Genomic DNA, 12,552 nt, shown 5'->3' with positions numbered 1-12,552 from the left:
AAAACCTCAGTAACGTAAGTTACTGAGGTTTTTTTGTATCCAATTCCTGAAGGCAGGAATGTAGCTTAATCTTCGTTAAGAATAGGTACTTCAAGCCCCATCTCAAGCATGATTTTCTTCACTTCTTCAGGTACTTTCTCTGGGTTATCTTTACGTAAGTCGTCGTCATTAGGTAACGGCTGGCCAGTAAACGCATGTAAAAATGCTTCACAAAGCAATTCACTGTTGGTTGCGTGTCTTAAATTATTAATTTGACGACGCGTGCGCTCATCCGTTAAAACTTTAAGCACGTTGAGTGGAATAGATACGGTGATCTTTTTCACTTGTTCTGATTTTTTACCGTGTTCTGCATATGGGTGAATATATTCACCATTCCATTTAGCCATAAGAAGTATCGTTGCCTCAGGTTATTAATTGTTTGCATCGCCGAGTTGCTTTGCAAAGATGCGGGAAATTCTATCGTTTTAAAAAAGATAGTCAAACACTTGTTATTTAGCCATCTAGCTCGCTAAGTTTCTTTACTTCTATAAATGTAAGGTCTGTACCATAAATTCTTTGACTTATGTGGGTTGATCATCTAACCTTTTAGACGTCTAAACATCCATTTAATTGTAGGTGACGTTATGAGTCAAAAAAACAAAGCAACTATCGCGGTACGAAAAGGCATCGACGCTGATAAACATCATGGTGCAGTTGTGCCTCCTCTACATCTATCAACGACCTATTCATTTGCTGATTTTGATACAAAACGTCAATACGATTATGGCCGCAGCGGCAACCCAAACCGTGATATTTTAGCGGAAACTCTGGCTGAGCTTGAAGGTGGCGCTAAGGGAATTATTACAGCCACAGGTATGTCGGCAGTGCATTTAGCGACTCAGTTACTTAATAGTGATGATACTTTAGTTATTCCTCATGACTGTTATGGCGGCAGCTACCGTTTATTTACTTCGCTTGAGAAGCGTGGTTTATTAAAATTGGTGGTGTTAGATTTAACTAAAGCTGAGAACCATCAGAAAATCCTTGAAATTAAACCTAAATTAATTTGGATTGAAACACCGAGTAATCCAATTTTACGCTTGACTGATATTAAAGCGATTACTGCGATTGCTAAACAGTGCGGTGCACTTGTTGGTGCCGATAACACCTTTTTATCGCCGGCTTTACAAAATCCAATTGAATTTGGTGTAGATATTGTGGTGCATTCGACGACTAAATATATTAATGGTCACTCAGATGTTGTGGGCGGTGCTGTAATTGCAGCTAATCAAGAGCTAGGCGATGAACTGGCATGGTGGGCAAATAATATTGGTATTACCGGCGCGCCGTTTGATAGTTACTTAACGTTGCGTGGTTTGCGTACGTTAAATGTACGTTTGCGTCAGCATCAAGAAAATGCATTTGTTATAGCGCAGTATTTAGAAGATTCACCTTATGTAAGCCAAGTTTATTATCCTGGCCTTGAATCGCACCCGCAACACGAATTAGCAAAACAGCAACAACGCGGTTTTGGTGGCATGGTAAGTTTTGATATTAAAGGCGATGTAAATGACGCCGCAGCCTTTTTAACGAGTCTTACAGAGTTTAGCTTGGCGGAGTCGTTAGGTGGCGTTGAAAGTTTAATTTGCCACCCTGCTACCATGACTCATGCAGGTATGGATGCAACAGCCCGTCTTGAAGCTGGAGTCGGTGATACACTAATTCGTATTTCAGTCGGTATTGAAGATGTTAAAGATTTAGTGGCTGATCTAGAGCGCGTATTTAATAAAGTAAAGCCGGGTCAGGGCAATGTGAATACAGCGACGCAAAAAGTAGAACAATCAGTACAGCAAGATGAACAATCAAGCTCATTTAAACTAACGCCTGCACATACGGCATTGTGGTAAGAATAATGGTTAATATAGTACATAAATTTGGTGGTTCGAGCTTAAGTTCGCCAGAGCGTTATCAAGCAGTCGCAAATATAATTTTAGCTAATAGCGAAGTGGGTGATTGCGTTGTTGTTTCTGCTGCAGGCAAAACAACGAATACTTTGGTTAAGTTGTGGCAAAGTTACCAGCAGGGCGATCTACAAGCTGTTAGCGATATTTTATTATTGTTAGATAATCACCAGCGAACCTTGATAGAACAGTTACTAACGGCGCAAGTAAAACAGCAGGCACTTAGTTTATTACAGCAAGAGTTGGCAATATTGGCTGAACAAGCAAAGCAGCAGTCTTTGGCTGAATCAGCATTACTTGCTCATGGTGAAGTATGGTCTGCGAGATTACTTGCAAGTTACTTACAGCAATTAGGCTTAGCTACAAAAGATATTGATGCGCGTCAGCTCTTTACCTTAAACGATGGGCAGTTATTGCATCAAAAGAATCAACAGGCCTGTGTCGATTTAATAAGCAAGCAGCATGTTAATGTGGTTACTGGTTTTATTGCCAGTGACTGCCAAGGTGAAACAATTACTTTAGGGCGTAATGGCAGTGATTACAGTGCCACGCTATTAGGCAGTTATTGCCATGCGCAGCAAGTGTCTATTTGGACCGATACCCAAGGCGTATTTAGCACAGACCCTCGTAAGGTAAATAAAGCGCTTAAGTATTCAAAAGTGTGTCGTGGTCAAGCAAACTTATTGGCACGTTTAGGCAACCCAGTTTTACATGCCAAAACATTATCACCGTTAAAAAATACAGATATAAAGCTGGTTGTACGCAGCAGTTTTGATACCGAAGCTAGTGCCACAGAAATAGTGAAAGAAGGTTACAGTAAAGCTAAGCGCTTTATTACCACGCTAGAGAATATTGATTTACTGCGAGTTGACCAGCTCAATGCCGGTGAAGTTGGGCAATTGAGTCAGTTGATTCAACACAGTTTGCATCACTTTGTTAAGCAGGGCGACACTTACTTATTAGTGCCAGGTGATGCGACTCACCAAGTTGTAAGTCAATTACAGGGGCGTGCTAATATTATTGAATCAAACTTACATGGTTGCGCTATTGTTGCGCCAAGTAACGATACAGCTTATTTATCTCTACAGGCTTCCACCTTGCTTAGTGAGCAAAGTTTAGCGCCACGTTTTAGTCACCAAGATACTGATTATGCTTTGCTATTAACCGATCAGGCAATTGATAGTGATGTTTTAACGTTATTACACGATAAGCTAATCAATAAAGGTCAAGAGCTTGCGGTGATTATTGCTGGCTTAGGTAATGTTGGCGAAGTGTTCATTTCACAGCTATCACAACAGCTAAATCGATTAGAGCAGCATTTCAGCGTTAAGTTAGTGGGTTTATTACGCTCTCAACAAATGCTATTTAGCCCAAGTGGCATTAGCTTAGCGCAATGGCAAACACAATGGGATAACGAAGCTGCTGATTATCAGCCGGCTGACTTATTAACGCACATAAGTGAACTTGATTACGAACATAAAGTGGTCATTGATATTACCGCCAGTGAATCATTTAGTTTACTTTATCCTGATTTTGTTAATTTAGACTGCCATTTGATCAGTGCTAATAAATACGCAGGCACAGCTAATAATGACTGGTATCAAGCATTACGCCATAATCTAGCTGAACGTAATTTATTATGGCGCTATAACACATCTGTGGGCGCTGGATTACCGGTTAATTTTGCTTTGGCTGATTTACAAAACAGTGGCGACAAAATTACGCGTATTGAAGGGGTGTTCTCTGGTACGTTATCGTGGTTATGTAGTAGCTATGATGGCAGCGTGCCATTTTCAGATTTAGTATTGCAAGCGCAACAAATGGGTTTTACAGAGCCTGATCCGCGTGAAGACTTATCTGGCCGTGATATGCAGCGTAAGTTGCTTATTCTAGCGCGTGAGTTAGGTTTAACGTTAGAGTTAGATGATATTGACTTAACAGCGCTGATGCCTGAGCAATTAGCGCAAGGTGATTGGCAGTCGTTTTTAGATAACAAGCAACAGCTAGACAGCTTTATTGCTGATAAAGCCACGCAGGCGAGCGAGCAGGGTAAAGTGTTGCGCTATACTGGCGCTTTGTCACTTGCTGATAATAAAGTCACAGCGCAAGTTGGGTTGGCGTTTGCCACTCAAGGCGATGCATTAGCTAATTTAACACCGGGCGATAATATCTTTGTGATAAACAGCCTGTGGTATAGTGATAATGCTTTAGTAATACAAGGCCCTGGTGCAGGTAAAGAAGTCACCGCAGCAGGGGTGCATTCTGATTTATATTGGTTAATACAAAATTTAAAATAAAAAACATGCAATAAAAAAGCGCCAATTTTGGCGCTTTTTTACATAGCAGCGATTTTATATCGCGTTTTTTGAACCGGAGATTTTATACCTCGGCTTAAAATAGCTCTTCTTCTGTTTTAGTATCTTCCTCAAATACATCTTCAACGTGCTGCATAACATACTTTGTTGGTGCAGAGCCTTTTTCGAAATACTCAAAGCGACTAGTGTAATCATTTTTTTGGCTAAGTAAGCCCGTTGCTAAATCTATTCGAATCGAGACCAGTCCTTCAGGCGGTTCAATCGGCGCTTCGGGTTGGTCTTTAAGTGCTACACGCATAAAGTCTACCCAAGCAGGTTGAGCTGTTTTAGCACCTGACTCAGCCCCCGAAATCTGCGATTTATCGAGGTTACTATTGTACGTAGAGCGACCTAATGGATTGCCAGGGTTATCAAAACCGACCCAAACAGTGGTCATTACATTACTATTAAAACCGCTAAACCAAGTATCAACAGAGTTGTTAGTGGTTCCCGTTTTTCCTGATAAATCACGACGTTTTAGTGCTTGTGCCCGCCAACCAGTGCCACTCCAGCCAGTTTTTTTAGACCAGCTACCGCCTCCCCAAATGGCACTATGTAGAGTGTCTGCAATTAAGAATGCATTCTGTTTTGATACAATGCGAGGAGCGCAGTTTACAGCTTGCTCAGTTGGTATGCCTTGTGAAGGCTCTATGTGCTGTGATTGAGCTGCTGCGAGTAAATCAGTGTCAGCAGAGAGCTCATCAGCGTCACAGGCGAGTTGTGGGCGCGCTTGAAATAATACATTTCCTGCCGAATCTTGTATTTCATTTATAAAGTAAGGTGTTATCAAATGGCCGCCGTTGGCAAATGTACTCATGCCTCGAGCTAATTCAAGCGGCGTGATTGCTGCACTTCCTAAGGCGAGTGATTCACTACGATTGATGTCATCATCTTGGAAACCAAATTTCAGTAGGTGATCAGCCGTGCGATGCAGTCCTACTCCACGCAATAAACGAACAGAAATAACGTTCTTTGACTGTGCAAGAGCGCGGCGTATACGAATAGGGCCATTATAAACTGCGGGGCTATTTTTAGGTCGCCAAGCGACTCCTAAGCTTTTGTCCCATTGGTTTATTGGTGCATCGTTAAGGATCGAGGCTAATGTATAGCCATTTTCTAAAGCCGCCGAATAAATAAATGGCTTAATGTTTGAGCCCACTTGGCGCTTAGCTTGCACTGCTCGGTTATACTGGCTTTGCTCAAAACTATAACCACCTACAATCGCTTTAATGCGACCGTCATTAGGGTCAAGAGATACAAGCGCACTGGCGGCTTCAGGAAGTTGACTTAGAATATAGCTGGCATCATCGTTTTTACGTAGCCAAATTTGATCGCCTGCAGTTAAGATATCAGAGGCGGTTTTTGGTGCATAACTTTGACGATAACGAGTTATAAATTTACGTGCCCACTTTAAATTACCCCAAGTAAGCGTAGCCTGCTCGCCATTTTTGAGTAATACCTCTGCGGTTTTCTCATTGACAGCTATTACGACAGCAGCTAATAAAGGGCCAATCTCATTGAGTGGCTTTAATTTTTCAAGAATTTCATTACGATTTAGGGGGGACTGGGTTTCATTGTCCCAAAGCTGCATGTCAGCACCGCGATATCCGTGACGCATGTCGTACGCATGTAAGTTATCAACAAGCGCTTTTTGTGCTGCGGCCTGTACGTCAGATTCTACACTGGTAAATACTTTAAAGCCGGTGTTGTAAGCACGTTCGTAGCCATAACGAGCCACCATTTCTGCACGTACCATTTCAGAAATGTAAGGGGCGTATAAATCTATTTCAGCACCATGAAAGCGTGCAGTAATTGGTTGGCTAGCTGTTTCATTAAATGTTTCTTGCGTGATAAAGCCTTCATCAAGCATTCGGCCTAACACAACATTACGGCGTGCTTTAGCGCGTTCAGGATTACGAATAGGGTTTAATGCAGAAGGAGCTTTAGGCAAACCTGCAATCATTGCCATTTGGGCTAAGTTTAATTCGTTAAGCGGTTTACCATAATAAACTTGTGCGGCTGCACCAATACCAAAAGCACGATTACCCAGTTCAATTTTATTTAAATACAGCTCGAGAATTTCATCTTTAGTGAGTAAGTTTTCTATGTGCAGCGCAATAAAGATCTCTTTTACTTTACGAATATACGCTTTTTCCCGTGTTAAAAAAAAGTTTCTAGCTAGCTGCATGGTAATGGTGCTTGCACCTTGTTTCTTTTCTCCGGTAGAAATTAAAACAATTGCAGAGCGAACAATACCGATTGGGTCTATACCTATATGTTCATAGAATCGGGAATCTTCAGTCGCTAAAAGAGCATCTATAAGCGGTTGAGGAATTTCATCTATACTTGCTGGTATACGGCGTTTTTCGCCAAATTGATTGATAAGTAATCCGTCGCGGGAAAAGACCTGCATAGGAGTTTGTAACTGCACGTCTTTTAAAACTTGCACGCTAGGGATATCAGATTTAACATAGTAATAAAGGCTTACTAAAGTAATTAGCCCCAAAAAGATGCAAATGATAATAAATTGTAAAGTTCGCTTGAATAAAATCACTTATATTTTCCCTAAATGGACTCCCAATTAGAATCGTAGGCTGATAGTATATATTGATTAAAAAATGAATAATATTTTTTCATATAAAAATTATAACTTGTTTATTCTTAAAACAAAGGCCAAGTTGCTCACATGTTAAGCCAATTACTCAATAAATCATCATCGATGATGATAGGGATAGATATCGGTTCGCATGCTATTAAAGCTGTGTTACTGAATGAAACGGAAACTGGCTATCGCCTTGAGGCCTTAGCAATTGAGCCTATGCCTAAAGGCACAATGTCCGAACGAAACATTCAAGATATTGAAGCTATTGGCAATATTATCACTAAATTGAAACGTAAATTACCTAAATCAGCAAAGTCTGCTGCAGTTGCTGTCTCTGGCCAAACAGTAATAACCAAAGTTATATTTATGGATGTGACGCTTTCAGATGCAGAGCTTGAGTCACAAATTGAAATTGAAGCCGATAGCCTAATTCCTTACCCACTTGATGAAGTAAGTCTAGATTTTGAAAAGCTAGGAACAAATGAAGCTGATCCGACAAAAATGAATGTGTTGCTTTCGGCTGCGCGAACAGAAAGTGTTGAAGCTCGAGTCGGGGCGTTAGAAAGCGCAGGCTTAACAGCTAAGGTGGTTGATGTAGAAAGCTATGCACTTAGCCGCGCTATGGATGTGTACTATCAACAACTTCCTAGTGATGCCTTTAATAAATGTGTTGCCATGATAGATATTGGTGCAGTGCTCATGCTGGTTAGTGTTGTTCTTGGTGGTGAAACCATTTATACCCGAGATCAAGTGTTCGGTGGAGATCAATACACCAATAGCATTGTGTCGTACTATAATAAAGGTTTTGATGAAGCTGAGATTGGCAAAACAACAGGGGATTTACCTCCCAATTATACCTTTGAAGTATTAGCGCCTTTTCAAACGTCTTTATTACAGCAGGTTCGTCGTGCAGTGCAAATGTTTTTAACCACAAGCGGTAAAGAGCACATAGACTACATTATACTAACTGGCGGAACCGCAATGATTGATGGTTTAGACAGGCTATTAGTTGAAGAGCTTGGTATTCATACTATAGTAGCTCAGCCATTTGAAAATATGGATGTTTCACCAAGAGTTGATCGAAATGTGATGCAGCGTCACCGTACTCAATTCGCGATTGCAACCGGATTGGCATTAAGGAGCTTTTCATCATGCCACATATAAATCTCCTGCCATGGCGTGAGCAACAGCGTAAACAATCGCAAAATAAGTTTGCGACCATTTTATTTTTAGTCGTGTTAGTTAGTTTTTTGAGCATGTACATGCTAAGCGCTTATTATGGCGGCTTACGTGACGGACAGAATATAAAAAATAACTTTTTAAACGCTGAAATTGCCCAGTTGGATATGAAAATTCGAGAAATACGCGAGCTTGATAGAAAGAAAGAAAGCTTACAGCAGCGTATGAGACTCATTGAAGACTTACAAAGTAGCCGTAACTTAGGCACGCAGATAATGGATGAAGTTGCTAAAATTGTACCCGGTGGTGTTTATTTAACTAAGTTAGAACGCCGCGGTAGTGCGATTCAAGTGATTGGACGAAGTGAGTCAAATAACCGATTATCGAGTATGCTTAGGCAGGTTCAAAACTCATACCTATTAGAAAAACCAAGCATGCAAGGTATTGTCGCAGGAGAAAGTTCATCACGTTTACTTAGCGACTTTAACATGGAGTTTTATGTTAAACCCTTTGATAAAATAGGCGAAAACAAATAATGAACCTAGATATTAAAGCGTTAACAGAGATCGATTGGAATGAGATAGAGCTTGAGAATATAGGTGACTGGCCTGTTGCAGTTAAGGTTATATGTGGCGCGTTTGTTGCGGCACTCGTATTATTTTTTAGCTACAGCCTTTTAGTTTCAGCTGAAATTGATAGTTACCATAATGCAGTCGCAAAAGAGGTTGAATTACGTAATACCTATCGTACTAAATATGCGATTGCCAGTAATCTTGATATTTATCGCAGCCAAATGACTGATATGGAAGATAAGTTTTCTCAACTTTTACGCCGCTTACCGACTTCTAATGAAACACCAGGCTTATTAGACGATTTAACGTATGTGGGTACCACGAGTGGCTTAACATTTTTAAAAATTGGTTGGCTGCCAGAGATCGAAAAAGAATTTTATACTGAGTTACCAATCAAGATTGAAGTAGTGGGAAGCTATCATGAATTTGGAGATTTTGTAGGAAAGGTGGCTCAGTTACCACGAATTGTAAGTTTGCATGATTTTTCGATAACAAGTACAAGTGCAGGAAAGCTTACATTTAGCGTGGTTGCAAAGACATACAGATATGAAGGTGATACTAAGAAAGGGGCGAAAAAATGAAAAAAATAGCCCTGACTTTACTGATTGCAGTTGCCTTAACGGGATGTAATGATGATACTGCTAAGCAGCAAGAATTTATCGATCAGGTAAAAGCCAGCACAACACCAAAAGTTGAAGAAATACCGCAATTAACAAAATTTGAGCACTTTGAGTACAATGCTGGGCAATTACGCAGTCCGTTTGTTGCACCGCAGCCTGAAATTATTCAAAATAACTTAGTGCAAATTAAAAACTGCCTTCACCCTGATCCTGACAGGACACGTGAACCTCTAGAGAAATACCCGCTTGATAACCTAGCGATGAAAGGTACTTTAGGTTCTCAAGGGGACATGTGGGCGCTCATTAAAGCTGCGGACGAAACTTTACACCGTGTTACTGTTGGCTATCATCTAGGCTTATATCATGGTGAAGTAAAAGATGTTCAAAACGATTATATTGAATTGTTAGAGTTAATACCCGATGGTTCTGGTTGTTGGAAAGAACGCCTAACTAAGCTTGAAATGTTAGAGGCGACGACTGATGACGCAAGTTAAAAATAATAAAGGTAAAATTATAATGCGTAAGGGAGTATCTTGGCGTAATAGGGTTCATCAAGCATTGCTTGTCGCTGTTACACTGCTAGTCACACACTCTGCTTTTGCAGAACCATTGCTTTATGATATTCGTTATAACCCGCTGCTCGAAGGAGAGACGGAGTTACAGCTAGTATTTGATGAAGAAATAAAGCAACAACCCAATATTCAAGTTTTTAACAGTCCTGCGCGTATCGAAATGCGATTCACTGACACTAGTGTAGAAAAAGAGCTAGAAGAAGTGGTCATTAACCAAGCGGGTATTGAAAAGGTTTCAAGCCAAGCTAAAGACGGCACGCTAACTGTTACTGTGCATATGGATAGCTTGAAAATTTACCAAACGAAAGTTAAGAATAATCTCGTGTCTTTGCATGTATCAGATAACATGCTCAAAAGTGTTAGCAGTGAAGATGAAAATGGTTTAGCACAGAATGTTAGTAATTATATTAACACTATCCAATCACTAGACTTTCGACGAGGTGAGAAAGGTGAAGCGCGCGTATTAGTTTTTTTACAAGATACGCAGGCAGCAGTTGATGTACATGAAAGTGGCGGTAAGATTATTGCTGAATTTCATCACACCGATATTCTAGATGAGTTGCTTTATGAGCTTGATGTGCTTGATTTTGGCACCGTTGTAAGTTCAATCGAAACTTTTAAAGAAGATAATAAAAGCCGTGTTGTTATCGAGCCAAATACAGCGTTTAAGTATACGTTTCAGCAAATCGAGAATGTATTTTCATTGACCGTTGAAAAAGATGCGTCTCAGCGCTCATTTTTAGATGGCGGTAAAGAGTATCTTGGCCGACCAATGACACTCAACTTCCAAGATATTTCTGTTAGGGCCGTGCTACAGATTATCGCAGGCTATAATGATTTTAATCTGGTAACGAGTGACTCAGTTACGGGCAATATTACCTTACGCCTCAATGGTGTGCCATGGGATCAAGCGCTTGATGTGGTTTTACGTGTAAAAGGGCTTGATAAGCGAATGGATGGTTCAATCTTAATGGTTGCACCGTCAGAAGAGTTGGCTGCAAGAGAAGCTAAAGATTTAAAAGCCAAGCAGCAAGTTGAAGACTTAGAGCCATTATATAGCGAATACATTCGTTTAAATTATGCTAAAGCTGAAAACTTTGCTGACTTATTAAAAACAGATACCAATAGCATCATTACGCCCAGAGGCAGTGTTTCAGTTGATCAACGTACAAACACTTTGCTTATAAAAGACACGGTAAAAAGTATTGAGAGCGTTCGTCGAATGGTCGAAACACTTGATATACCGGTTAGACAAGTCGTTATTGAGTCGCGTATGGTTACAGTGCGTGATAACGTTAAAGAAGACTTGGGTGTACGCTGGGGGTTCAGTGACCAACAAGGGACTGATGGTGTTTCAGGTACGCTGCAAGGTGCAAATACTATTTCTAATGGTACTATTCCAAGTATTTCTGATCGATTGAACGTTAACTTACCTATAACAGGTGCTGCCGGTAGTATAGGTATGCATGTGGCTAAGTTAGCAAATGGTACACTGCTTGATTTAGAATTGACTGCATTAGAAGAGGAAAATCGTGGTGAGATAATCGCAAGCCCACGTATTACCACAGCTAATCAGCAAAAAGCACGTATCGAGCAAGGTACAGAAATTCCTTACGTAGAGTCGGCGTCAAGTGGTGCAACAACCGTTACGTTTAAGAAGGCAGTACTAAGTCTTGAAGTAACGCCACACATAACGCCTGATAATAAAGTAATATTGGATTTAGTTATTACGCAAGATACGCGAGGTGATACCGTACAAACGCCAACTGGTTCAGCTGTTTCAATTGATACGCAAGAGATTCAAACTCAAGTGTTGGTTGAGAATGGTCAAACCGTGGTACTTGGTGGTATATTCCAGCAGCAAATTATAAACTCGGTGAAAAAAGTACCTTTACTTGGTGATATTCCATACTTAGGGACGCTATTTAAAAGTACGAGTGAGTTTAATGAAAAGAAAGAATTGTTAATTTTCGTTACCCCAAAAATTCAAATAGACTAAAACAAGTCGAGTTTCTTTAACATAACGAGCAATTTTTGACTTTAATTGCTCGTTAATTGTCTTTTTGTTCTATTTGACTTGAAATACCCAATCAATTACTGAGATAATCCCCTCCTTAATTTTGGGGCCAGGTCGTTAGGCGGGGTTTTATTTCAAATTTTAGAGTTCGTTTGTACTAAAAGATATGGCTGAAAAACGTAATATATTTCTAGTTGGCCCTATGGGGGCTGGCAAAAGCACAATTGGTCGCCACATTGCGGATCAATTACATCTTGAATTTGTCGATTCTGATCAAGAAATCGAACGCCGTACTGGTGCTGATATAGCATGGGTGTTTGATCTTGAGGGTGAAGAAGGCTTTCGACTTCGTGAAGAAGGCGTCATTGGCGACCTAACGGAAATGCAAGGTATTGTACTTGCAACCGGTGGTGGTTCAGTGATGAGTAAAGAAGTTCGAAACAAGCTTTCGGCTCGTGGTATCGTTGTGTACCTAGAGACACCAATCGAAAAGCAAGTTGCACGTACGCAGCGCGACAAGCGTCGCCCATTACTGCAAACAGAAGAAGCACCTCGTGACGTATTAGAGCGTCTAGCTGAAGAACGCGAGCCGCTATATAAAGAAGTTGCTGATTTTACTGTACGCACTGATGAGCAAAGCGCTAAGGTTGTTGCTAATCAAATCATTGAGAAATTAGATTTTTAAAAACCAATAAT

At 40.5% G+C, this 12,552-nt stretch carries 10 protein-coding genes; 8 read left to right on the top strand and 2 right to left on the bottom strand.

All coding sequences use genetic code 11. The features are described from left to right. Positions 1–65 precede the first annotated feature (65 nt). The gene (gene metJ, locus ACHUE3_RS13180) at positions 66–386 is read right to left on the bottom strand and encodes a met regulon transcriptional regulator MetJ (RefSeq protein ID WP_058560893.1); all 321 of its coding nucleotides are present in this window, start codon (positions 384–386) and stop codon (positions 66–68) included. 237 nt (positions 387–623) lie between these two features. Here metJ and metB point away from each other — a divergent pair, with 237 nt between their 5' ends. Further along, the gene (metB, locus tag ACHUE3_RS13175; protein ID WP_394192862.1) at positions 624–1,886 is read left to right on the top strand and encodes a cystathionine gamma-synthase; all 1,263 of its coding nucleotides are present in this window, start codon (positions 624–626) and stop codon (positions 1,884–1,886) included. Between the two features lie 5 nt (positions 1,887–1,891). Continuing rightward, complete coding sequence (gene metL, locus ACHUE3_RS13170; RefSeq protein WP_394192861.1) at positions 1,892–4,237, top strand: bifunctional aspartate kinase/homoserine dehydrogenase II; 2,346 nt, start codon at positions 1,892–1,894, stop codon at positions 4,235–4,237. A gap of 94 nt (positions 4,238–4,331) precedes the next feature. Here metL and ACHUE3_RS13165 read toward each other — a convergent pair whose 3' ends face one another. Beyond that, the gene (locus tag ACHUE3_RS13165; protein WP_394192860.1) at positions 4,332–6,848 is read right to left on the bottom strand and encodes a penicillin-binding protein 1A; all 2,517 of its coding nucleotides are present in this window, start codon (positions 6,846–6,848) and stop codon (positions 4,332–4,334) included. A gap of 132 nt (positions 6,849–6,980) precedes the next feature. On the opposite strand from ACHUE3_RS13165, the gene ACHUE3_RS13160 reads away from it, so the two are divergent. From ACHUE3_RS13160 to aroK, 6 genes are all read left to right on the top strand, one after another. Further along, positions 6,981–8,060: a pilus assembly protein PilM gene (locus ACHUE3_RS13160; RefSeq protein WP_394192859.1), complete on the top strand. Its 1,080-nt coding sequence runs from the start codon at positions 6,981–6,983 to the stop codon at positions 8,058–8,060. After that, positions 8,048–8,611, top strand: coding sequence for a PilN domain-containing protein (locus ACHUE3_RS13155; protein WP_394192858.1), 564 nt, complete (start codon positions 8,048–8,050; stop codon positions 8,609–8,611). The genes ACHUE3_RS13160 and ACHUE3_RS13155 overlap by 13 nt, the downstream gene beginning before the upstream one ends. Beyond that, complete coding sequence (locus ACHUE3_RS13150) at positions 8,611–9,228, top strand: type IV pilus inner membrane component PilO (RefSeq protein ID WP_394192857.1); 618 nt, start codon at positions 8,611–8,613, stop codon at positions 9,226–9,228. Before ACHUE3_RS13155 ends, ACHUE3_RS13150 begins: the two co-directional genes overlap by 1 nt. After that, the gene (locus ACHUE3_RS13145; RefSeq protein WP_394192856.1) at positions 9,225–9,761 is read left to right on the top strand and encodes a pilus assembly protein PilP; all 537 of its coding nucleotides are present in this window, start codon (positions 9,225–9,227) and stop codon (positions 9,759–9,761) included. Before ACHUE3_RS13150 ends, ACHUE3_RS13145 begins: the two co-directional genes overlap by 4 nt. Then, a complete protein-coding gene (locus ACHUE3_RS13140) occupies positions 9,748–11,838 on the top strand; it encodes a type IV pilus secretin PilQ (protein ID WP_394192855.1) in 2,091 nt (696 codons plus the stop codon). The genes ACHUE3_RS13145 and ACHUE3_RS13140 overlap by 14 nt, the downstream gene beginning before the upstream one ends. Before the next feature lie 184 nt (positions 11,839–12,022). Next, complete coding sequence (gene aroK, locus ACHUE3_RS13135) at positions 12,023–12,541, top strand: shikimate kinase AroK (RefSeq protein WP_054204874.1); 519 nt, start codon at positions 12,023–12,025, stop codon at positions 12,539–12,541. Positions 12,542–12,552 lie beyond the last annotated feature (11 nt).

Source organism: Pseudoalteromonas atlantica (genome assembly GCF_043641955.1).
Lineage (GTDB): Bacteria > Pseudomonadota > Gammaproteobacteria > Enterobacterales > Alteromonadaceae > Pseudoalteromonas > Pseudoalteromonas atlantica_A.
The sequence above is the reverse complement of the archived record's forward strand: the minus strand, read 5'-3'. Positions and strand labels throughout refer to the sequence as shown.

Coding starts and splice junctions, on each gene's coding strand:
- ACHUE3_RS13140 (WP_394192855.1), top strand. CDS start 9,748: ATGACGCAAGTTAAAAATAATAAAGGTAAAATTATAATGCGTAAGGGA.
- ACHUE3_RS13155 (WP_394192858.1), top strand. CDS start 8,048: ATGCCACATATAAATCTCCTGCCATGGCGTGAGCAACAGCGTAAACAA.
- ACHUE3_RS13145 (WP_394192856.1), top strand. CDS start 9,225: ATGAAAAAAATAGCCCTGACTTTACTGATTGCAGTTGCCTTAACGGGA.
- ACHUE3_RS13160 (WP_394192859.1), top strand. CDS start 6,981: ATGTTAAGCCAATTACTCAATAAATCATCATCGATGATGATAGGGATA.
- ACHUE3_RS13150 (WP_394192857.1), top strand. CDS start 8,611: ATGAACCTAGATATTAAAGCGTTAACAGAGATCGATTGGAATGAGATA.
- metJ (WP_058560893.1), bottom strand. CDS start 386: ATGGCTAAATGGAATGGTGAATATATTCACCCATATGCAGAACACGGT.
- aroK (WP_054204874.1), top strand. CDS start 12,023: ATGGCTGAAAAACGTAATATATTTCTAGTTGGCCCTATGGGGGCTGGC.
- metB (WP_394192862.1), top strand. CDS start 624: ATGAGTCAAAAAAACAAAGCAACTATCGCGGTACGAAAAGGCATCGAC.
- metL (WP_394192861.1), top strand. CDS start 1,892: ATGGTTAATATAGTACATAAATTTGGTGGTTCGAGCTTAAGTTCGCCA.